Here is a 22,030-nt window from a genome sequence, read left to right on the forward strand (position 1 = left end):
CTCATACAGCTGGCGTCCGTATTTCATTGCTACGCAAGAACGTCCGTTGTCTGGGGGAGAATATTCGAAAGTAGAGCAGCTACTCAAAATAAGCGGAGAACAGTTCAGAGGCCAGCTTTCGCGACTGGTTGTGGTGGGGAGGTGTGGATATGAAATTTGTCAGACAATTTTTGTGCCCCCATAAATCTGGGAACAATGAGCAAGAAGTTTCAGAGCTGGCGGGCTTTGATTTTCTCTGATTGGAACGAGGTGGAGACGTTGCGAAATTACTTGTTCTTGGATGACGGCTTGTCAAAATACAAGCGATAATAATGCTCCCCAAATGGCATTTAAATGAATATGCGTGACATCATCAATGGCTTTCTACGCTTCCAACAAGAGATCTTTCCAGCACGTAAAGAGTTATTCAAGACGCTTGCGACTGGCCAAACTCCTAAAGCGCTATTCATTTCTTGTTCCGACAGCCGCATGGTGCCGGAACTTGTGACACAGAGAGAACCGGGCGAGCTGTTCGTCATTCGCAATGCAGGAAACATCGTTCCGTCATTTGGTCCCGAACCGGGCGGTGTCAGTGCAACGGTTGAGTATGCAGTAGCGCAATTGAAGGTAAGGGACATCGTGATATGTGGTCACTCTGATTGCGGTGCAATGAAAGCTGTCGCCACGTGCGCGTGCCTGGATCACATGCCGGCGGTAAAACACTGGCTGCACTATGCAGATGCCGCTCGGATGATTAATGAGTCCAAGAATCACGCGGCCGAGAATGACCGAATAAACGGCATGGTTCGCGAGAACGTTATTGCACAGTTGAACAATATCCGCACACATCCATCGGTAGCGTTGGCTCTCGCCCAAGGTCGGTTGACACTCCACGGATGGGTCTACGATATCGAGAGCGGCTCAATAGACGCGCTTGATTCGACCAATACGTTCGTACCTTTGGCGGAACATCCAGCAACTCGGCTTTGAAAATCCGTCCCGCAAAAGACGATGTCTAAAGACGAAGCTCAGCGCAGTGGTGCCGGAGCAGCAGCGATTCTTTTCACCATGTTCGACGGTAGCAAAAACGAAGGCGTACCGTTACTTCAAACATCACTCGGAAGAAGGTTGGCGGAGAATAATGCTTGGTTTTTGGCGTTGGGACAGGCGGAAATTCTGAATAAATATGGGCAGATACCATTGGCGCTCAGTAACCAACTGTTATCGAACTACCTCGACTCTTACGCAAAATATAAATTACCAGCTCTTGAGTTGAGATAATGCGTTTTAAAAATTCCATGCGTCGATTGTTTTGACAGTAAGAAAATAGACCGCAACGCGTAGGCACTCGCTGAGATAAGTCCATTTCCCCAATGTCCGCAATCGGTAGCTGCCATTCTTTTGTCGACCACGGCTATCATTTCTGAATCAGGCAAGATTCATTGCAGCTACTGCGCGTCGACCGGCCTCTCGCTTATTTGTACCTTGTTTCGCCCGCTCCCCTTGGCCTTGTACAAGGCGCTATCGGCAGCATTCAACACGGCGTTGATCGAGTCATGAATCGCGCTGTCATACACAGCCGCACCAATGCTCACTGAAATGTGGCCGATCTGGCTTTTCGAGTGCGGAATATTGAGTGCTTCAATTGCGCTTCGGATCTTTTCACCCACAAAGATGGTGCCATTGGCATTCGTTTCAGCGAGCACGACGATAAACTCTTCTCCGCCGTAACGCGCGGCAATATCGGAGCTGCGCGGCAGCTGTACAGAAATGACGCCAGAGACGGCGGCCAGAACCTCATCCCCCTTTTGATGGCCATAAGTGTCATTGTAAAATTTGAAATAGTCGACATCGATAAACAAAATCGAAAATATTCCGCTGCTGCGTCTGCTTCGATTCCACAGATCGTCCAGTGCATGGTCCAGCGCTCGCCGGTTAAGCAGCTTGGTCAAATCGTCGATGCGCACCAACTCCTGCAATTTCTCTTCTGCGCGACGTCGCTTCTTGAGCTCATTCCGCAATATATGGAAGAGCACCACGCACACCGTCATGAAGAGCAGCATCATGTAGCCCAGGGTATAGAGGCTCTCGGTCCAGTGTCTGAAGATATGTTTGTCGGAGCGCCCGACAAAAACGACGAGCGGGGTTCCGGGAACGTTTCTGAACGCATACAAACGCTTGATCCCGTCAGTGATGGCTTGCGCAAAGAAGCTGCCGCTATTTTGTTGAATTAGAGACTTGATCTTTAAAAAATTCGCGCTGGTACTGATGTCACGCCCAATCATTGAAGCAGAGTATGGCAGCCGCATATAGACCACTCCACTGCGAGAATACAGCGACATCACACCATCTTCTCCCAACAGGATTCCGCTGAACAGCTCGCGGAAATAAGTTAGATCGAGAGCCATAACGACGATGCCTGCAAAGCCGCCATCTTGATTGGACAGGCGTTTGGACAAGACCACAACCTGCAGATCCCGATCGAATTTGGCGCTAATTGGCGGCGAAATATAAAGGCCGGTGTCGGGCTGATCGCGATGAACCGTGAAATAGAGGCGCTCGCCGTAGGTGTTGGCCGGTGTGCCTGGCAAAGAGGACACGACAACTTTGCCGGCATCGTCAAGTACCGCCATGACAACCACATGCTTCGCGGCTGCAACGCCGCCGAAAAGATAGGAGTGTTGCTGGTTGTACGTGAGCTGCCTGAACATCGGGCTTTGATAGCGATTCGCCAGCGCGTCCAGAGACAACGAAAGTATCTCGATATTTCGAACTATATCGCGCTGGGCCATCAGCGTAATGTTCTGCGACGTCTCGATCGCATATTGACGTGCCTCCTCATGGCTGGTGTAGAGTATCCAGCCGAACAAGCCGAATACCATCGCCATCAGAAGCACCCCGCTTATTTTAAGAGCCTTCCCTAAACGCTTAATTTTGAAACCCCCATTTGCTCTGTTTGTTTGAACGCAAGCAAGATGAAAGACTGTGGCAAGCGGCACATCATCTCCACTGTGAACGCTTCCATACTTGAAATCCGATGGGCGTAATTAACGCACAAAAGCATATCTTTCGACAGATTTCCAAAGCGCAACGTATGCTGGAGACGACAGTTGTGTTTTTTAACTTCGGCGACGCAAAGTCTTGTGCTACGCCACCTGAAAATCCCCAGGGACGCCAAGAGTTTCCGCGAGAATATGGGCTGAAAATATAAAATTGCGTGTAGGCAGAAGTCGCAATCGGCCAGTTGCGGTCATCATCGTCGCCTTATTGCGCAGGCAAGACACTCAAGGTTGACCGCAAAAAATCAACAAATGCACGTACCTTCGCAGAGAGATGGCGATTTTGCGGATACAAAATGGAAAATGGGCGGGAACGCCCGCCGTGGGCTTGAAGAACCTCCACTAAATCGCCGCGTGCTACAGCGTCGGTGGCGGCAAAACGATAAGTCTGATAAAGCCCGCCCCCTGCATTGACCCATGCGATGCAACCAAGAGCATCGTTGAGTATGCGCATCCGGCTGCGTATCGGATAGTCAATCTCGTTGCCCAGATCATCTTTGAAGATCCACATTAGCGGGCGCCCCGTATTCGGTGATATGTACTGAATACAATCATGCGCCTCAAGGTCATTCAGAGAACGCGGAGTGCCCTTTTTTTTGAGGTATTGCGGCGTTCCGAATACGCCCAAAAAAACATCCTCGAGCTTGTAGGCAACCAGTCTTGAGTCGCGCTGAATGCCCAATCGTATTGCGAGATCGAACCCCTCCTCAACGAAATCAATGATCTTGTCCGAGATACTTAGCTCAATTTCTATCTGCGGATATGCCTCGGTAAATTTAGGCATCAGGGGCAGCAATCTATACGTGCCGTAGGCTGCACTGACACTGATGCGCAACAGTCCGCTGGGAACGGTCTGAGCACCGGTGATGGCGCGCTCCGCTTCTGCAATCTGCTCCAGTGCGAGCTGGCATTCTTTCCAATAAAGCTCACCTTCATTGGTGACCTTGATGCTGCGCGTTGTACGGGAAAACAAACGCACACCCAAACGCTTTTCGAGCCGACTGATCGATCTGCTGACCGCTGCAGGCGTAACGCCGAAGAACTCGGCCGCTGCGGTGAAACTGCCTAACTCCGCCGCCTTGCAAAATTGTTCGATGCTTCCCAGCTGAGGCGAGTCCGGCGCTCCCATATTCATTCCCAAATGTAATAAATGAAATGATTTTAACCCCATTTATCACGACATAACTACTGAATACACTGCAGTCACTGCTTGAGGAAAAACATACACATCAAGCCGATCCGGCATGCTTTCTGGAGCAAGCCACATTCAGTTCAAACTTATAGGGAACAACCATCATGACTAGCAAACTTCATCTCTTCACTTCACCTTCCGCATTCCCCAACCCACAGCGTCTACGCTTGTTCATGCACGAGAAGGGCATCGCCGACCAGTTTGATGAGCGCGTGTACGATATGGCGCCGGGCGGCGAACAACGTCAGTGGCCGCATTTGAAAATGAATCCATGGGGTGAAACACCTACCCTCCAGCTCGCCGACGGCAGCTTCATTTCCGAGACTGCTGCGATCGCCCGCTATCTCGACCAGGCCTATCCCGGACGCAAGATCATGGGCGAGGATGCGTTGCAGCAAGGACTGGACAACATGTGGGATAACCGTATCTGGGTGCATATTCTCTACCGGATCGTGACGGCCTTCCACGTCCTGCATACCGGACTCGGACTGAAACTTGAGTTGACCAAAAATGAGGCTTGGGGCGAGCATTGTCGCAAAGAAGCTCTGGCGCACGCAGCTCTGGTCGATCGCCATCTGTCAGACGGTCGCAAGTGGTTGCTCGGTGGTGATGAACCGACTTTCTCGGACATCACGCTGGCGACGGCTATCGCGTTTTCCAAGTTTCCGGTGAATGCAACGCCACTGGACGAGCGTTTCGAATATCTGGATGCATTTTGGAAGCGCTGGCAGCTCCGTCCTGGTTTCCAAGCTGCCTATGCCGACCGCAGCAGCGGTGTGCCGGAACTGGATAACCTCGGTAAATAGATCAGATCGTAGAAAACATGCTCTTGAGAGAGGTGCGGAAAAACGCTCGCCGCACCTCCAGGAAAAATTCATAACATCCATGACATTCACACATTTTTAAGACTTAATTCCCTGCTTAAAGCCACTCATTCAAGCATTCTGTATGAAACCCATCGTTCTAATTTCCAGCCCGCAACTTCGCCCGCTATCGGGCAGAGGCGTCGTCCCATGTTGTTGATTTGCATAGAAAATTGACCCAGTCGGACGTTAAAGCAACTCCATTTGGAACTGCGAGCGTTAGGTTATGAGGGATCTTACGATCGAGCCGCAGCCTGCGCCGGACGCTGGAAGGTGAATCATTGGAGAGGGTCAATTCCGCGAGCAAATCAACTGCCCTACTGCAATTGAATTCCAAACCAAAAAATGAATTGGATATTTCCACAATGAATTCCAACCGACAGCCGCCCGATTAGAAATTTTCACCTGAAAGCCGGCAAAGTTGTTTGATGGTCTTACCAATTAATTGGTATTATCTCGATTCCCAAGCAGGACCATGCGCCGCAGTCGCCACGACGGCGCTTTACTTCAGACCAACCACCAAAGGAAGAGCAATGAAATTACTCCGTTACGGCCCTGTCGGCCAAGAAAAGCCAGGCATCCTGGATCAGGCCGGCAAGATCCGCGACCTGTCGGCACACATCAAGGACGTCAACGGCGCCGCTCTGGATGACGCCACCCTGGCGAAAATCCGCGCACTGGACCTGCAAAGCCTGCCGGTGGTCGACGGCAATCCGCGTATCGGCGCCTGCGTCGGCAACATCGGCAAGTTCATCTGTATCGGCCTCAACTACGCCGACCACGCTGCTGAATCCGGCCTGCCTATCCCTGCCGAACCAGTCGTGTTCAACAAGTGGACATCGGCCGTGGTCGGCCCCAACGACGACGTCAAGATCCCACGCGGCTCCAAGAAGACCGACTGGGAAGTCGAGCTGGGCGTGGTCATCGGCAAGGCCGCTTCGTACATCGAAGAAAAAGATGCGCTGTCGCACATCGCCGGCTATTGCGTCGTCAACGACGTCTCCGAGCGCGAATACCAAACCGAACGCGGCGGCACCTGGGACAAGGGCAAGGGTTGCGACACCTTCGGTCCGATCGGCCCATGGCTGGTGACGCGCGATGAAATCGCCAACCCGAACAACCTGCAACTGTGGCTGGAAGTCGACGGCAAGCGCTACCAGAACGGCAACACCAACACGATGATCTTCAATGTACCGTTCATCATTTCCTACCTGAGCAAGTTCATGAGCCTGCAGCCTGGCGACGTGATCTCGACAGGTACGCCTCCGGGCGTCGGCATGGGCGTCAAGCCAAATGCTGTTTACCTGACTGCCGGCCAAACCATGCGCCTGAGCATCGAAGGCCTGGGCGAGCAACAGCAAAAGACTGTAAACGCATAAATCTGATCCGCTTCCAGATGCGGGCCGTCGATATCCATTGACGGCCCGCACTGAGCCGCATCAACAAGGATTGAAGACTGCCCGCAGAAGGCAGATTCCAAACAGGTCACCTCAAGAGTAAAAGAGAACGGAGTTCACATGAATCATTACGATTTCCAGGGTCGCAGCGCGATCATCACCGGCGGTGCGCAAGGCATCGGTTTCGCCATCGCTGAACGCCTGCTGCAAGGCAAGGCCAAAGTCGTCCTGTGGGACCTGGATGAGAAGTTGCTGCAGGAAGCGCGCACCAAGCTCGAGCCGCTCGGCAACGTCGAAACCGTCGCCGTCAACATCGCCGACCAGGCCGCCGTGCAACGCGCCATCGAAGCCACTGAAAAAGTCACGCAATCGATCGACGTGCTGGTGCACAGCGCCGGCATCGCCGGCCAGAACGGCCTCGTCGCCGACTACTCGCCGGAAGAATGGCGTCGCGTCATCGACATCGACCTGAACGGCGCGTTCTACGTCAACCAGGTAGTCGTGCAACGCATGATCGCGCAAAACTACGGCCGCATCGTCAACATCGCTTCCATCGCCGGCAAGGAAGGCAACCCGACCGCGTCCGCCTACAGCGCCGCCAAGGCCGGCCTGATCGCTCTGACCAAGAGCCTCGGCAAGGAAACCGCGACCAAGAACATCGCCGTCAACGCGATCACTCCGGCTGCGGCGCAAACCCGCATCCTGGAACAATGCACCCAGGCACACATCGACTACATGCTGTCGAAGATCCCGCGCGGACGCTTCGTCAAAGTGGAAGAAATCGCCGCCATGGTGAGCTGGCTGGTATCGGAAGAAAACTCGTTCACCACCGCATCGGTCTTCGACCTGTCCGGCGGCCGCGCGACTTATTGATCCGGCGCTGAATCAGTACTGATTCAGCAGGAATCAAACGGGTAGCGTCCGCCTCGCCGGCGGCGGCGCATTGAACATGCGCCGAGCTATCCGCCAATAATAAAAATTATTATCCAGCCTGTTTGCCCGATATGCCACAAGCATCCCGGGTCGGCAAGCTGCGCCCTTTTATTGCTTCAGAGGAGAGATGTTATGGCAGCAGTACCCTATCCGGCCACCGCGCAGGATATCCAGGAATCCAATCTATACCGCCGCATCACGCTGCGCTTCGTGCCGCTGCTCGTGATCTGCTTCGTGTTCGCTTATCTCGATCGCGTCAACATCAGTTTCGCCAAGCTGCAGATGCAGCAGGATCTCGGTTTCTCCGACGCCGTCTACGGCCTCGGCGCGAGTATTTTCTTCGTCGGCTATTTCCTGTTCGAGATCCCGAGCAACATGATCCTGCACAAGGTCGGTCCGAAGCGCTGGATCGCCCGCATCATGGTCACCTGGGGCATCGCCTCGGCGGCGATGATGTTCGTCACCAATGAAACCGGGTTCTACATCCTGCGCTTCCTGATCGGCAGCCTGGAAGCGGGCTTCGTGCCGGGCGCGCTGTACTTCTTCACCAACTGGTTCCCGTCGCAACGCCGCGGCCGCATCAACTCGCTGTTCATGGCGGCCATCGCCCTGTGCGGCATGATCGGCGGCCCGATCTCGGGCGGCATCATGAAGTTCACCCACGGCGTGAGCTCGCTGCACGGCTGGCAATGGCTGTTCCTGCTGGAAGGCATTCCATCGATCGTGCTCGGCGTGATCTGCTGGATCGTTATCGACAACAAGATCGAAGACGCGCGCTGGCTGAAAGACGATGAAAAGAAACTGCTGCTGGCCCGCCTCGCGGCCGAGCCGAAGAGCGAAGCGGTGCATTCCTTCCGCGACGCGTTGAAGCAGCCGTCGACCATCACCATGTCGCTGATCTATCTGGTGCTGGCTTCGGGCATCTACGGCCTGGTGTTCTGGATGCCGCAACTGATCAAGACCGCCGGCACCGACGACACCTTCATCATCGGCCTGATCACGGTGATTCCTTACCTGTGCGCCGCCATCGGCATGATCCTGATCGGCCGCAGCTCGGACCGCACCGGTGAACGCCGCTGGCACTTGGCCGGTTGCGCGCTGGCCGGCGCCGTCGGTTATGCCGTAAGCGCCTACTTCGGCAGCAACACGCTGGTGCTGGTGGTCGGCCTGTCGTTCGCCGCAACCGGCATCATCGCCGGCATCGGCCTGTTCTGGATCCTGCCTCCGCGCGTGCTGACCGGCGCTGCAGCGGCGGGCGGCATCGCGCTGATCAACTCGGTCGGCCAGCTCGGCGGCATCATCACGCCGTACATGGTCGGCAAGATCCGCGACATCACCGGCAGCGCTTCACTGGGCCTGTACGTGGTGGCGCTGGAATGCCTGGTCGGTGCAGCCTTGCTGTTATGGGCGCTGCCAAAGCGCATCTACTTCCGCGAGCCTGTCGCCAAGTAGTCGCTCTGGTATTTGTCGTATCCGCAGCATGAAAAAAGCCGCCCTCGGGCGGCTTTTTTTGCGTCGAAAAATACCTCAGCGCAGTCGTGCAGGAGCGGCGGTAATGTCGATTTCACGCCGTGCCCGCGGTGCGTGGCTGGCCGTCAACTCGTGCCCCAGCTTGAACACGCTGACGATGCGCGCCAGGTTGGCGGCCTGCTGCTGCAGCGATTGCGCAGCGGCGGCGGCTTCTTCGACCAGCGCGGCATTTTGCTGGGTGACGCCGTCCATCTGCGTCACCGCATGCTTGACCTGATCAATGCCCTCGCTCTGTTCACGGCTGGCGGCGGAAATTTCGCTGACCACGTCGGTCACGCGCTTGACGCTGGCGACCACCTCATCCATGGTCACGCCGGCCTTCTCCACCAGCTTGGTGCCGGCGCCGACCTTCTCGACCGAGTCGCCGATCAGTTGCTTGATCTCCTTGGCGGCGGCGGCGCTGCGTTGCGCCAGGCTGCGCACTTCCGACGCTACCACGGCGAATCCCCTGCCCTGCTCGCCGGCGCGCGCCGCTTCGACTGCCGCATTCAGCGCCAGGATATTGGTCTGGAAGGCGATGCCGTCGATCACGCTGATGATGTCGACGATCTTCTTCGACGACGCGTCGATCGAACGCATGGTCGAAATCACTGCGCCGACCACGTCGCCGCCTTGCGCAGCCACACCGGATGCGGAAGTCGCCAGCGCATTGGCCTGCACCGCATTGTCGGAATTCTGTTTGACGGTCGCCGACAACTGCTCCATTGCCGCAGCGGTCTGTTCCAGCGAGCTGGCCTGCTCTTCCGTACGCGAAGACAGGTCGAGGTTGCCGCTGGCGATCTGGCTCGATGCGGTGGCGATGGCATCGGTGCCGCCGCGCACGTCGCCGACGATTTTCAGCAGGCTGCTGTTCATGTCTTTGAGCGCCGACAACAGCATGCCGACTTCATCCTTGCTGCGCACTTCGATGTGGGCGGTCAGGTCGCCATCGGCGATCGAACGCGCCACGCCGACCGCGACAGTCAGCGGACGCGTGATGTTGACGGTCAGGTACCAGGCGCTGCTGACGCCGAACAGCAGGATCAGCACACCCAGCACGATCAGCAGCGAGCGGCCGGTCTGCGCCATGCGTTCGATATCGATGGCGGTATCGTCGATGCTCTTGCGCTGCATCGTCAGCAAATTCTGCAGCGCGTCCTTGAGGTCATTGGCGCGCGGCATGAAGGCGCTTTCCAGCAAACGGTTGGCTTCTTCCAGGTCGCCGGCAGCCTTGGCCTTGCGCATCTGATCGCGCGCCGCGACGTACAACGAACGCTGCGTCTCGATCTTCTTGAACAGCGTGAGCTCCTGTTCGCTTTCCAGGATCGGTTGCAATTTCTTGAGCAGCTCGGTCGAGATCTTCGACGATGCCGCATCTTCTTTTGCGAAGAACGGCGCCAACGCCGGGTCGGTGCTCTTGGCGATGGCGGTCACGCGCGTGATGGAGGTTTGCACGATCGGAAACCAGTCGCTGATGAGGCGTTCTTTTTCCAGCGGCCGCTGCATCATGGCCTTGGTGGCGTCGGTCACGCCTTGCAGGCGCCAGATGCCGATGCAGATGATGGTGATGGCCAGCAGCAGAATGATGGAGAAGCCCAGCGCCAGGCGTTTGCCGATCTTGAGGTTGGCAAGAATGTTCATAGAGTCTCTGTTCTTATACGATGTTGGAATGACAACGAATGCAGCAGGAACGCATGGAGATTTCCCACGGCGGCGCGCAAGTATAGCTTCCGGGGTGTGGCGTCATTCGCCGGATCAGCGGGGGAAATTGGCGTCAAGAAATAGAAAAGCCGCCTGACGGCGGCTTCCTGTTTTTGAGCAGTTTTACTATCTCAGGCTGTAAACACTGTTAACAAGCCAATTCAGCCCATGTCAGCAAGTTGCACGCCTGAGCATGCCGGCGCGCAACTTGTCGTAGCACCAGTTGAATACCAGCGTGTAAGGAAGAAAAAACAACACCAGGCCGATATCCAGCACGAAGGCTTCGATCAGACCGATATGGAGCCACCAGGCCGCCATTGGCACCACGGCCAGGATCAGGCCGGCTTCGAACACCACGGCATGGGCGATGCGCACCGCAAAGCTGCGCTCGGCGGCGGGCGCCTTCCAGCGGCGTTCGAGGCGATCAAATACGGTGTTGAAGATCACGTTCCAGCTCATCGCCACCAGCGAAATCATCAGCGTCAGCGCACCCGCGTGCGCGAACGACACGCCCAGCAGCCACGACATCACCGGCGCGCACAGTAGCAGCGCAACGATCTCGAACAGCACCGCGTGCAGCAAACGTTCGTATAAGGACTTCTCTTGCTTCATGGATTCTCTCCTTGGGAATGCCTCGATTATCGACGGCCCTACTGATAGAATGAAGTTATTAACCATCGGAATAACCGATACATAAAAATACACATGTACTCCCTCGACGCCCTGCTGATGTTCATCGAAGCCGCTAACCTCGGCTCGTTTTCGGCTGCTGCGCGCAAGCTCGGCAAGCAGCAGTCCAGCGTCAGCGAAGCCATCGCCAATCTGGAAATCGACCTCGGCGTGACCCTGTTCGACCGCAGTACGCGCAAGCCGACGCTGACCGAACACGGCCACGCCCTGCTCACGCATGCGCGCCAGCTGCTCGACGCCAACGACAAGCTGAGCCGCGCGGCGCAGCAACTGGCCGGCGGCCGCGAGGCGCAATTGAGTTTTGCGCTGTCCGACACCTATCAGTCCGACGTGTTTGAAAAGAGCCTGTCGCAACTCGAGCAGCGCTTTCCCGACCTCAGCCTGGAGTGCCTGATCGCCGAAGACGAAGACGCCGTCGACCTGGTGCAATCGGGTCGCGTGCAGTTGGCGCTGGTGGCGGCGCAAGCGTCGTATCCGCCGGACATCGGCTTTGAGACCATCGCCGACCAGTCCGAGATCGGCCTGTATGTCAGCACCGCGCATCCGTTGGCGCAGGCCGCGCACATCAGCGGCGACATGCTGCGCCAGGTGCGCGAGCTGCGCGTGAACACCTACACCCATCGCGACCCGACGCGACAACAGCAACCCGGCCTGTATTGGTCGGCGTCGAGTTATCTGATTTTGCTGGAGATGACCGAACTGGGATTCGGCTGGGCGGAATTGCCGCGCTGGGTGGTCAAGCGTTTCGGTGCGGCGGATCTGAAGGAATTAAAAGTACACGGCTGGCCGCGCAGTATCCGCGTGCATGTGATCTGGTCGCGCGAACGCGGACTGGGACAGGCCGGCGCATGGCTTTGCGATACCTTCCTGCAAACGCCGGCCTGAATATTTCAGCGCTTAAAACTGTTCCCAGTCGTCGTCCGACGTTGCGGCCGGCAGGCGTTTCGGTGTGGCTGCAGGGGCGGAGACGGCTGTCTTCGCGGTGCTTTTTACCAGCCCTGGCGCTGGCTTGTGCGACGCGCTTTTCGTGGTTGCCGCAGTGGACACCATGACCGCCGGCTTGACCTGAGCCACCGCAACGTTCTTGCCGGCGGTGTGCGCGCTGTCGAGTGTGAAGATGCCGACCACCTGCGTCAGCGTCGCCGCCTGATCTTGCAAGGATTGCGCGGCCGCTGCGGCCTGCTCCACCAGCGCAGCGTTCTGCTGTGTGGTCTCATCCATCTGCGCAATCGCGCGATTGACCTGCTCAATGCCTTCGCTCTGCTCCTGGCTGGCCGAGCTGATTTCGCCGACGATGTCGGTCACGCGTTTGACGCTGGCGACCACTTCCGCCATCGTCGCGCCGGCCTGTTCCACCAGCTTGCTGCCCGAGTCGACCTTGTCGACCGAGTCGCTGATCAGCTCCTTGATTTCTTTCGCCGCCGAGGCCGAGCGCTGCGCCAGGCTGCGCACTTCCGACGCCACCACGGCAAAGCCGCGGCCCTGTTCACCGGCGCGCGCCGCTTCCACCGCTGCGTTCAACGCCAGGATGTTGGTCTGGAAAGCGATGCCGTCGATGACGCTGATGATGTCGACGATCTTCTTCGATGAGGCGTTGATGGCGCCCATGGTGTCGACCACTTGCCCGACCACGCTGCCGCCCTGCACCGCCACTTCGGAGGCGGACACGGCCAGCTGATTGGCCTGGCGCGCGTTGTCGGCGTTCTGCTTGACGGTCGAGGTCAGTTGTTCCATGGCGGAAGCGGTTTCTTCCAGCGAGCCGGCCTGCTGTTCGGTACGGGTGGACAGGTCCATGTTGCCGCTGGCGATTTCGGCAGACGCGGTGGCGATGGTGTCGGTGCCGGTGCGCACCTGGCCGACGATGCGTTGCAGGTTGTCGTTCATGGTTTTCAACGCACGCAGCAACTGACCGGTTTCGTCCTTGCGGCTGGCGTCAATGCGCGAGCTCAGGTCGCCTGCCGCAACCGTTTCGGCGATGCCGAGCGCCTGCTTCAGGGGACGGATGATGCTCAGCGCCAGGCGCCAGGCGAATACCCAGCCGGCGATGAACAGCAGCGCGCCGAAAGCGATCAGCAGGTTGCGGCTCTGGGTGTATTGCTTCTGGATGCTGGCGGCGATCTCATCGATACTGGATCGCTGCAGATCAAGCAGTTGTTGCAAGGCGTCGAGGTAGCCTTTGGCTGCGACTGGAAAATCCTTTGCCAGGATGCGCGCGGCTTCGTCCACGTTGCCGTCGGCCTTGGCTTTGGAGATGGCGTCACGCGCCACGATGTAACTCTTGCGCACCGTGCCCAGTTGCGCGAACAGGGATTTTTCCTTGTCGCTGCTGAGCAGGCCTTCGAGCGTCTTTTGCTGTTCGTTGGACAGCTTGGTGGCGGTGGCGGCGTCTTCGGCAAAGAACGCGCTCAGGCTCGGATCGGAACTCTTGGCGATCGCGGTGGTGCGGCGCACGCTGGTGTGGATGGTGCGATACCAGTCAGAGACCAGGCGTTCCTTGGCGAGCGGCTTTTCCATCATGGCTTGTGTGGTCTCGGCCACTTCATGCAAGCGCCAGATGCTCAACGCGATGACCGCGATGGAAGAAAACAGAATGATCGCAAAGCCCAGGTTGAGACGTTTGCTGATGTTCATGTTGGCAAAGAAATTCATTTTTTTATCCTCCTGTATATGTCGATCCCGGCCTCCTCCCACAACCTCGTTGCGCACAACCACGCCGCCCGGAATGGCCCGTATTGTCTGCAATAAGGCGACGTCAGAGCTATAGGTATTTCTACCTAGAAAATCGCCGTATCGTCTTAATACCATTGCAACATGTCCGCTTCATGAAACGCTGCGCGGACCTCATTGCGCCGCAATGTTGTCGAAGATACAAAATAAAGAGGAAGATTTCAGCGCGAGGTTGGCAACTGAAATGACAACTGCCGCCGATGAGTATGAGGATGCATCGGCGGCGGCAAGCGAAGAAAAAAATGAATTGGATCAGGTACGCGCGCGCGTCGCCTTGATCAGGTTGTCGCGCAGCGTCGCCACCGCATTCTGGACCTTCACGAATTCCTCATCGCCCAGTCCGCAGGCATCGGCCAGATTGATGTCCAGCGCCTTCTCGCGCAGGCGGCGGCCCGCCTCCGTCAGCCCTACCCGCACCTGGCGCTCGTCGACGGCGTCGCGCTCGCGATTCAGGTAACCCATCGCCTCAAGCTTCTTCAGGATGGGCGTGAGCGTGTTCGATTCGAGGAACAGCTTTTCGCCGAGGCCGCTGACGGTCTGGTTGTCCTCCTCCCACAACGCGATGACCGCGATGTACTGCGTATAGGTGAGGCCGAGCTCATCAAGGATGGGCTTGTACGCCTTGCCGAACGCCAGGTTGGCGGAATAGATCGCGAAGCACAGGAAATCGGACAGCTTCGGGACTGCTGCGGATACCGGCGCCTGCTTGGCGCGTGAAGGTCGGGACATGGCGTGAACTCCTGATGGGTATTGCTCATCGGCGCAATCGGTGAAATAGGTGAAGCCGGCCGGACGTTGCCGAAATTATACATCGGATACGATTTAATCGAATGCGTTGACATTTTTAAAAACTCGGGTAACATGAATCGCATTCGATTACATCGGATACGATTTAAATTAGCGAACACCAATCCATTACTTCACTTCCTGAGGAACCTGACCATGACCACCATCGAAAACGTCCTGTACACCGGCAAGACCACCACCACTTCCGGCGGCCGCGACGGCTCCGCGCGCAGCCCGGACGGCCGTCTCGACATCGAACTGTCGTCGCCCGGCAGCACCGGCAAGGGCACCAATCCCGAGCAGTTGTTCGCTGCCGGCTGGTCGGCCTGCTTCATCGGCGCCATGAGCCTGGCCGCCGCCGAGAGGAAGATCAAGCTGCCGGCCGACCTGCACGTGGACGCCGAAGTCGACCTGGGCACCACTGCCGGCGCCTACTTCCTGCAAGCGCGCCTGAATGTCAGCCTGCCCGGCTTCGATCGCGAGGTCGCCCAGGCGCTGGTCGATACCGCGCACGAAATCTGCCCGTACTCGAAAGCCACACGCGGCAACATCGGTGTTGAAATCAAGCTGATCTGATCAGACACATCCGCTGGCTGCAAATGAAAAGGCCTGCCGCATGTAGATTACGGCAGGCTTTTTTTTGAACCGAAAAATGGAAAGGATCAGCGCTGCGGCCGCAACGTCAGGCGTGCTTCCAATCCCCCGCCGGTGCGGTTATGCAATGACAGCTTCGCATCCATCGCCAGCGTCAGCTGACGCGCGATCGCCAGTCCCAGCCCGGTGCCGCCGGTGTTACGGTTGCGCGAAGTTTCCAAGCGCACGAAGGGTTCGAACACTGCGTCCAGTGATTCGGCCGGGATGCCGGGACCGCGATCGAGCACGGCGATGGTCACCGCCCCATCAGCTTGCGCGCTGACTTCCAGTTCCGCCGCGCCGCCGAACTTGAGCGCGTTGTCGACCAGGTTACCGAGGATGCGCTTGAGGGCCTGCGGTCGCGTCACCAGCGCCGCGCCGACGGCGCCGTGCAAGGAGACTTCCTTGCCGGCGTCGACGTAGTCGCACACCAGACTGTCGAGCAGCGCGTCGGGATCGATGCGGATCGGCGCTTCCGCTGCGCCATGCAAGGTGCGTGCATAGGCGACGCCTTCCTTGACCAGCGTTTCCATCTCTTGCAGATCCTGTTGCAGCTTGGCGTGTTGCGGTCCTTCATCCATCACGTCGACACGCAGGCGCATGCGCGTGATCGGCGTCTGCAAGTCGTGCGAAATCGCCGCCAGGATTTGCATGCGCTCGGTCATGTAGGTGGCGATACGGTCCTGCATGGCGTTGAAGGCCTTGGCCGCGCGGGCAACTTCCGACGGGCCGTCTTCCGGCAAGCGCGCCGCCTTGAGATCGGGGCCGAGCGTGTCGGCGGCAGCGGCCAATGCATGCAGCGGCCGCGTCGCCAGCCGCACCGCCAGCCAGCAGCACGCCGCCAGCACGATCAGTTGCAGGGCCAGCACCAGCGGCAGCCACGGCGACAGCGGCACGCCCGACATCGGTCGCATGTCGATGGTCAGCGGCGTACCGTCAGTCAACTTCAGATGCACTTGCATGCGCTCCTTGTCGCCGGGCACGGCGTTGACGGTCAACGCGTATTCGGTGCCGATGCCGTCGGCAATCGACTTCGCCACCATCTTCGACAGGCGCGCGTCCGGCGGCGTGCCGGTGATGCCGGGACCGAGGATGAATTCATAACTGCGGCGCGCCAGGCGCGGCAGCCATTGCGCGCGCTCGGCCGGCGGCAGGTGATCGAGCAGCGCGACGGAACTGGCCGCTTCGCGTTCGATGTAACCCATCATGACGTTGGTAGTGGCCTGGTCGCGTTCGGTCAGCGTCAGCCAGAACGACAGCGTCTGCGCCAGCACCAGGCCGACGCAGAGGATCAGCGCCAGCCGGGCAAACAGCGTGCGCGGCCAGCGCAGTAGGGAGAATTTCATTGCTCGCCTTCGATCAATGTGACGGTCGCGGAGAAGACATAGCCTTCATTGCGCAGCGTCTTGATGTAGCGCGGCTCGCGCGCGCCGTCCAGCAGGCGCTGGCGCAGGCGGCTCACCAGCAGGTCGATGGAACGGTCGAACGGATCCGATGCGCGTCCTTGCGTCAGGTTGAGCAGCTGGTCGCGCGTGAGCACCCGTTGCGGATGGTCGAGGAACACGCGCAGCAGTCGGTACTCGGCGCCGCTCAGCGCCACCATGGTGCCGTCCTGATCCAGCAGGTGACGCGCCGTGGTGTCCAGCCGCCAGTCGCCGAAGCCCAGCATCTGCACCGCTTCCGTGACCTGCATGTTGGGCGGCAACATGCGCGCGCGGCGCAGCACCGAACGGATGCGCGCCATCAGTTCGCGCACCGCGAAGGGCTTGGTGAGATAGTCGTCGGCGCCCATTTCGAGGCCGACGATGCGGTCGGTTTCTTCGCTGCGCGCGGTCAGCATCAGCACCGGCACGGCCTTGAATTTGCCGACGCGCAATTCGCGGCACAGCACCAGGCCGTCTTCGCCGGGCAGCATCAGGTCGAGCACGATCAGGTCCGGCGCGCCCTGCTCCAGCACCGCGCGCATCTGGCGCCCGTTGGCGGCCAGCGACACGCGCATGCCGTTTTTCTCAAGGTAGGCGGCCAGCAGTTCGCGGATGCCGCGGTCGTCGTCAACGATCAGGATGTGGTCTTGGTTTTCCATGCGGCGATCATACCTTAGCGCGTTTGCGCCGGCTCGCCGGCGTACTGGCCACATTGAGCAGCGAGCAATACACCGGCTTGGCCAGCTCAGCCGCAAACCCGCCGGCCAGGAACGCGAAGATCGCCAGAAAACGTTTCAGGCCGGTCACGCGTCCTCCACCACCGACAAGCTGGCGCCGTCGCCCACACCGGCTTCCAGCGCGTACGGATCGACGCCTTCCAGGCAGCCGATGTTGGCGCGCCAGAAGTTGGGATCCCTGCGGGTCTGGTGGAACGGATAGATACCGCAGTGCTTGCAGAAATAATGCTTCGCGGTGCGGGTATTGAACTGGTACAGCGTCAGCGACTCTTCGCCGCTGACGATCCTGACATCGGCAGCGTCGATCATCGGCGTCATCAGTGCGCCCTTGCGGCGGCACAGGCTGCAGTTGCAGCGCCCGGCCGGCGTCAGCGCGGTGCGGACTTCAAAACGGACGGCGCCGCAGTGGCAAGAGCCTTTGTAGAGTTCGACGGTCATTGTTTTCTCCTTCAGGTGGTTGGCAATGACCACTTTATAAATCAATGCGAAAACAAGCCCCGGGTTGATTTGTGTCCCAATGTATCTGGCGCGTGTACATACACAAAACATTGCACCCGTGTGCTGTTGCAGACACAAGCCAGATACGTGCGGGCGTTCCAATACGGTCATCGCAACCAACATTGGAATGCCACCATGCACAACTTCATCGAAACGCCCTTTGCCCTGCTGGCCGGCCTGCTGACCATCGCCTCGCCATGCGTGCTGCCGGTGCTGCCGATCTTGCTCGGCAGCGCAGTCACGGAGCCGGGCAAGTCTCCCGACCGTACCCGCCCGCTATTCATCATCGCCGGCTTCATCCTGAGCTTCTCGGCCTTCGCCATGTTGCTGGGCGCGGTGTCCAGCACCGTGCACGTGGCGCAGGAAGCCTTGCGCAATACCGCCATCGCACTGCTCGCGCTGTCCGGCCTGCTGCGCCTGTGGCCGCGTCCCTATGAATGGCTGGTGGCGCATTTGCAGGCGCCGCTGCAACGCATGCACGCCACGCCAGGCGTACCCAAGGTCCATGCCGGCAACACCGGCGGCTTCGTCCTCGGCATGTCGCTGGGCGCGGTCTGGACGCCCTGCGCCGGTCCCGTTCTGGCTTCGATCCTGGTGCTGGTGGTGAAGGCGCAAGACCTCGGCTGGTCGGCCCTGCTGTTGCTGATGTACGCCATCGGGGCCGCCATTCCGATGCTGGCGATTCTGTACGGCGGCCAGTACATCAGCCGCCATGTCCGCATGGTGTCGCGCCACACCCAGCGCCTGCAACAGCTGTTCGGCGTGCTGGTGATGCTGACTGCGCTGGCGATCTACCTGCAATACGACGTGCTGATTACCGCCGCCTTGTCCTCCCTGTTTTCCTCTGCCAACTGAAAGGATTCACCATGCTTTCCCGACTCAAGACTTTCGCCGCCCTGACCGTGCTCGCCGCCGCAACCTCTGCCGCTTCCGCCGGCGCACTCAGCAAGAGCGTTGCCGCGCCTGAATTCACCGGCGTCGACAAATGGCTCAACAGCGAACCGCTGACCATGCAGCAACTGCGCGGCAAGGTAGTGCTGGTCGACTTCTGGACCTACACCTGCATCAACTGCATCAACACCCTGCCCTACGTGAAAGCCTGGCACCAGAAGTACAAGGACCAGGGCCTGGTGGTGGTCGGCGTGCACACGCCGGAGTATCCGTTCGAGCGCAGCACCGACAACGTCAAGACCGCCATCAAGCGCTTCGGCATCACCTACCCGGTCGCGCAAGACAACCGCTACGCCACCTGGAGCGCCTACAACAACCAGTACTGGCCCGCCTTTTACCTGATCGACAAGAAGGGCCAGGTGGTCTACACGCATTTCGGCGAAGGCCAGTACGCGCAGACCGAAGCCGCCATCAAGAACCTGCTGGCGCAACCGCAGTAACAACCCAAACGCAGTTCAACCATCGTACTCAGACCAAGGAGAAAAAATGTCCGACCAGATCGATCAACGCCGCCGCCGTTTCTTCGGCGCAGCAGCAGCCACCGTCGCCACCGCGCAACTGAGCTTCAGTGCACTCGCCAACGCCCAAACTGTCGCCGCCGGATCCTCATCGGCATCCGCAGCCGGCTTCACCTCGATCAGGCAGATCGATGCCGGTGTACTCAACATCGGTTACGCCGAACTCGGCCCAGCCAACGGCAAGCCGGTCATCCTGCTGCACGGCTGGCCGTACGACATCCACAGCTTCGTCGAGGTCGCACCGCTGCTGGCCGCCGCCGGCCATCGCGTGATCGTTCCGCACCTGCGCGGCCACGGCAGCACCCGCTTCCTGTCGGCAGACGCGTTGCGCAATGCGCAGCAATCGGCGGTGGCGCAGGACATCATCGCGCTGATGGATGCCCTGCATATTCCATCGGCGGTCATCGCCGGTTTCGACTGGGGTGCGCGCACCGCCTGCATCATGGCGGCGCTGTGGCCGGAACGTTGCCAGGCGCTGGTGTCGGTGAGCGGCTATCTGATGACCAACCTCGCGACCGCAAAAAAACCGCTGCCGCCCAAAGCCGAGTTCGACTGGTGGTATCAGTTCTACCTCACCACCGAACGCGGCGTGACCGGCTACACGCAGTACCGTCGCGAGTTCGCCGAACTGATCTGGAAGACAGCCTCGCCGAAATGGAATTTCGACGCCGCCACCTTCAACCGCAGCGCCGCCTCGTTCGATAATCCGGACTATGTCGCCATCGTCGTTCACAACTACCGCTGGCGCCTCGGCCTGGCCGACGGCGAGCGCAAGTACGACGCGCTGGAACGCCGTCTGGCCGACCTGCCGGTGATTGGCATCCCGACCATCACGATGGAAGGCGACGCCAACGGCGCGCCGTTCCTGCCGCCGGCTGCGTACCGCAACAAGTTTGCGGGCAAGTATGAGCACCGCAACCTCAGCGGCGGCATCGGCCACAACCTGCCGCAGGAAGCGCCGCAGGAATTCGCCAATGCCGTGCTGGCGGTGACCAAGCTGTAAATTCCTTGAGCCGAAAAAAAACGCCATCCGCGCAAACGGATGGCGTTTTTGTCATTGCGCGCCTGGCTTATTCGTTCAGGTCCGGCAGGAACACCGTCAATACGCCCGCCAGCGGCAGCAGCGAACACAGCAGGTAGACGTAAGCGATGCCGTACAGGTCGGCCAGATGTCCAAGCAGCGCCGCACCGATGCCGCCGAAACCGAACATCAGTCCGAAGAACACACCCGAAATCAAACCCACCTTGCCCGGCACCAGCTCCTGCGCATACACCACGATGGCCGAGAACGCCGACGCCAGGATGAAGCCGACGCACACGCACAGCACACCGGTCCAGAACAGGTTGGCGTGCGGCAGCAGCAAGGCGAACGGCGCTGCGCCGAGGATGGAAAACCAGATCACGCGCTTGCGCCCGATGCGGTCGCCGATCGGTCCGCCGAAGAAGGTGCCGGCCGCCACCGCGCCGAGGAACAGGAACAGCAGGATCTGCGAATCACCGACGGCCAGATGGAACCGGTCGATCAGATAGAAGGTGAAATAGCTGGTGAAACTCGCCATGTAAAAGTATTTGGAAAACACCAGCAACGCCAGCACCAGCAAAGCCTTCTTGATGGCAGCCGGCGACAGGTGATGATGCGCCGCCGCGCGCGCTTTCTTTGCACCGGTAGCCAGATGATGGCGATACCAATTGCTTACGCGCGACAGCACCACGATCGCCACCACTGCGAAGATGCAGAACCACGCGATGTTGGGTTGACCGAACGGCACCACGATCGCCGCCGCCAGCAGCGGTCCGAGCGCCGAGCCGGCATTGCCGCCGACCTGGAACGTCGACTGCGCAAAGCCGAAGCGACCGCCCGACGCCATGCGCGCGATACGCGAGGCTTCCGGGTGGAAGGTCGACGAGCCGACGCCGATCATCCCCGCCGCCAGCAGGAACCAGCCGAAGCTGCCGGCCATCGACAGCAGGACGATGCCCAGCAGCGTGAACAGCGCGCCGCACGGCAGCAGCAATGGCTTGGGATGCTTGTCGGTATACATGCCGATCCACGGCTGTATCAGCGAGGCCGTGACCTGAAAGGTCAGCGTGATCAGGCCGACCTGGGTGAAAGTCAGTCCGTAGTTTTGCTTGAGCATCGGATAGATGGACGGCAACAGCGCCTGGATCAGGTCGTTGATCAGATGGGCGAAGCCGACCGCGAGCACGATGCGCAGCACCAAGGGTGAACTGCCTTGTAGTGTGGCCGCCGGTGCGCTTGCAGCGGGCGCATCGGACAACACGGCGGGAGAGGATGTCTGGACGGTCATGGCAATGAAAGGTGAGGTGGCAAGGAATGATGGAACGATGAGTGAATGGTATATTGACACTTAAAAACCGGAATGACATTTTCCGTCGATTAAGTGACAAAACCCTTTTTGACCTCACTCGCGC

At 59.0% G+C, this 22,030-nt stretch carries 22 protein-coding genes; 11 read left to right on the plus strand and 11 right to left on the minus strand.

Annotated elements, in window-relative coordinates:
• Window positions 1–339 precede the first annotated feature (339 nt).
• The gene (locus E4P32_RS15020) at window positions 340–969 is read left to right on the plus strand and encodes a carbonic anhydrase (protein ID WP_116435329.1); all 630 of its coding nucleotides are present in this window, start codon (window positions 340–342) and stop codon (window positions 967–969) included.
• A gap of 21 nt (window positions 970–990) precedes the next feature.
• Window positions 991–1,260, plus strand: a complete 270-nt coding sequence (locus E4P32_RS15025; protein WP_116435019.1) for a hypothetical protein — start codon at window positions 991–993, stop codon at window positions 1,258–1,260.
• Window positions 1,261–1,427: 167 nt separating this feature from the next.
• On the opposite strand, the gene E4P32_RS15030 is transcribed toward E4P32_RS15025, so the two are convergent.
• Entirely contained in the window at window positions 1,428–2,867 is a 1,440-nt protein-coding gene (locus tag E4P32_RS15030; RefSeq protein WP_167735736.1) for a sensor domain-containing diguanylate cyclase, read from the minus strand.
• 376 nt (window positions 2,868–3,243) lie between these two features.
• Window positions 3,244–4,209, minus strand: coding sequence for a LysR substrate-binding domain-containing protein (locus E4P32_RS15035; protein ID WP_348533511.1), 966 nt, complete (start codon window positions 4,207–4,209; stop codon window positions 3,244–3,246).
• Between the two features lie 125 nt (window positions 4,210–4,334).
• Here E4P32_RS15035 and E4P32_RS15040 point away from each other — a divergent pair, with 125 nt between their 5' ends.
• From E4P32_RS15040 to E4P32_RS15055, 4 genes are all read left to right on the plus strand, one after another.
• Window positions 4,335–5,036 carry a glutathione S-transferase N-terminal domain-containing protein gene (locus E4P32_RS15040; RefSeq protein ID WP_116435017.1) on the plus strand — a complete coding sequence of 234 codons (702 nt, stop codon included), beginning with the start codon at window positions 4,335–4,337 and terminating at the stop codon, window positions 5,034–5,036.
• A gap of 590 nt (window positions 5,037–5,626) precedes the next feature.
• Window positions 5,627–6,472, plus strand: coding sequence for a fumarylacetoacetate hydrolase family protein (locus E4P32_RS15045; RefSeq protein ID WP_016835854.1), 846 nt, complete (start codon window positions 5,627–5,629; stop codon window positions 6,470–6,472).
• A gap of 138 nt (window positions 6,473–6,610) precedes the next feature.
• Entirely contained in the window at window positions 6,611–7,363 is a 753-nt protein-coding gene (locus E4P32_RS15050) for an SDR family NAD(P)-dependent oxidoreductase (RefSeq protein WP_116435016.1), read from the plus strand.
• 192 nt (window positions 7,364–7,555) lie between these two features.
• The gene (locus tag E4P32_RS15055; protein WP_016835856.1) at window positions 7,556–8,875 is read left to right on the plus strand and encodes an MFS transporter; all 1,320 of its coding nucleotides are present in this window, start codon (window positions 7,556–7,558) and stop codon (window positions 8,873–8,875) included.
• A 75-nt stretch (window positions 8,876–8,950) separates the two neighbouring features.
• Here E4P32_RS15055 and E4P32_RS15060 read toward each other — a convergent pair whose 3' ends face one another.
• Both E4P32_RS15060 and E4P32_RS15065 read right to left on the minus strand, forming a co-directional pair.
• The gene (locus E4P32_RS15060; protein WP_116435015.1) at window positions 8,951–10,573 is read right to left on the minus strand and encodes a methyl-accepting chemotaxis protein; all 1,623 of its coding nucleotides are present in this window, start codon (window positions 10,571–10,573) and stop codon (window positions 8,951–8,953) included.
• A 231-nt stretch (window positions 10,574–10,804) separates the two neighbouring features.
• Window positions 10,805–11,245 carry a multidrug/biocide efflux PACE transporter gene (locus E4P32_RS15065; RefSeq protein ID WP_116435014.1) on the minus strand — a complete coding sequence of 147 codons (441 nt, stop codon included), beginning with the start codon at window positions 11,243–11,245 and terminating at the stop codon, window positions 10,805–10,807.
• A gap of 93 nt (window positions 11,246–11,338) precedes the next feature.
• Here E4P32_RS15065 and E4P32_RS15070 point away from each other — a divergent pair, with 93 nt between their 5' ends.
• A complete protein-coding gene (locus E4P32_RS15070) occupies window positions 11,339–12,208 on the plus strand; it encodes a LysR family transcriptional regulator (RefSeq protein WP_116435013.1) in 870 nt (289 codons plus the stop codon).
• A 12-nt stretch (window positions 12,209–12,220) separates the two neighbouring features.
• Here E4P32_RS15070 and E4P32_RS15075 read toward each other — a convergent pair whose 3' ends face one another.
• Window positions 12,221–13,972: a methyl-accepting chemotaxis protein gene (locus E4P32_RS15075; RefSeq protein ID WP_116435012.1), complete on the minus strand. Its 1,752-nt coding sequence runs from the start codon at window positions 13,970–13,972 to the stop codon at window positions 12,221–12,223.
• A gap of 330 nt (window positions 13,973–14,302) precedes the next feature.
• Entirely contained in the window at window positions 14,303–14,779 is a 477-nt protein-coding gene (locus tag E4P32_RS15080) for a MarR family transcriptional regulator (protein ID WP_116435011.1), read from the minus strand.
• Between the two features lie 213 nt (window positions 14,780–14,992).
• On the opposite strand from E4P32_RS15080, the gene E4P32_RS15085 reads away from it, so the two are divergent.
• Complete coding sequence (locus E4P32_RS15085) at window positions 14,993–15,412, plus strand: organic hydroperoxide resistance protein (protein ID WP_116435010.1); 420 nt, start codon at window positions 14,993–14,995, stop codon at window positions 15,410–15,412.
• A gap of 86 nt (window positions 15,413–15,498) precedes the next feature.
• Here the strand turns inward: E4P32_RS15085 and E4P32_RS15090 are convergent, their stop codons facing one another.
• From E4P32_RS15090 to E4P32_RS15100, 4 genes are read right to left on the minus strand one after another with little or no spacing between them, the layout of a single operon-like run.
• Window positions 15,499–16,815: an ATP-binding protein gene (locus E4P32_RS15090; protein WP_116435009.1), complete on the minus strand. Its 1,317-nt coding sequence runs from the start codon at window positions 16,813–16,815 to the stop codon at window positions 15,499–15,501.
• Window positions 16,812–17,552, minus strand: a complete 741-nt coding sequence (locus tag E4P32_RS15095; RefSeq protein WP_053195613.1) for a response regulator — start codon at window positions 17,550–17,552, stop codon at window positions 16,812–16,814. Before E4P32_RS15095 ends, E4P32_RS15090 begins: the two co-directional genes overlap by 4 nt.
• 7 nt (window positions 17,553–17,559) lie before the next feature.
• Complete coding sequence (locus tag E4P32_RS24130; protein ID WP_158559730.1) at window positions 17,560–17,700, minus strand: hypothetical protein; 141 nt, start codon at window positions 17,698–17,700, stop codon at window positions 17,560–17,562.
• Window positions 17,697–18,068, minus strand: coding sequence for a GFA family protein (locus E4P32_RS15100; RefSeq protein WP_116435008.1), 372 nt, complete (start codon window positions 18,066–18,068; stop codon window positions 17,697–17,699). The genes E4P32_RS24130 and E4P32_RS15100 overlap by 4 nt, the downstream gene beginning before the upstream one ends.
• A 195-nt stretch (window positions 18,069–18,263) precedes the next feature.
• On the opposite strand from E4P32_RS15100, the gene E4P32_RS15105 reads away from it, so the two are divergent.
• From E4P32_RS15105 to E4P32_RS15115, 3 genes are read left to right on the plus strand one after another with little or no spacing between them, the layout of a single operon-like run.
• Window positions 18,264–18,983, plus strand: a complete 720-nt coding sequence (locus E4P32_RS15105; protein WP_116435007.1) for a cytochrome c biogenesis CcdA family protein — start codon at window positions 18,264–18,266, stop codon at window positions 18,981–18,983.
• A gap of 11 nt (window positions 18,984–18,994) precedes the next feature.
• On the plus strand, window positions 18,995–19,519 hold the full coding sequence (locus E4P32_RS15110; protein ID WP_116435006.1) for a thioredoxin family protein: 525 nt from the start codon (window positions 18,995–18,997) through the stop codon (window positions 19,517–19,519).
• A gap of 46 nt (window positions 19,520–19,565) precedes the next feature.
• Entirely contained in the window at window positions 19,566–20,600 is a 1,035-nt protein-coding gene (locus tag E4P32_RS15115; RefSeq protein WP_116435005.1) for an alpha/beta hydrolase, read from the plus strand.
• A gap of 67 nt (window positions 20,601–20,667) precedes the next feature.
• Here the strand turns inward: E4P32_RS15115 and E4P32_RS15120 are convergent, their stop codons facing one another.
• The gene (locus tag E4P32_RS15120; protein ID WP_116435004.1) at window positions 20,668–21,906 is read right to left on the minus strand and encodes an MFS transporter; all 1,239 of its coding nucleotides are present in this window, start codon (window positions 21,904–21,906) and stop codon (window positions 20,668–20,670) included.
• Window positions 21,907–22,030: the final 124 nt, after the last annotated feature.

Source organism: Herbaspirillum sp. 3R11, assembly GCF_004563925.1.
Taxonomy (GTDB): domain Bacteria; phylum Pseudomonadota; class Gammaproteobacteria; order Burkholderiales; family Burkholderiaceae_D; genus Herbaspirillum.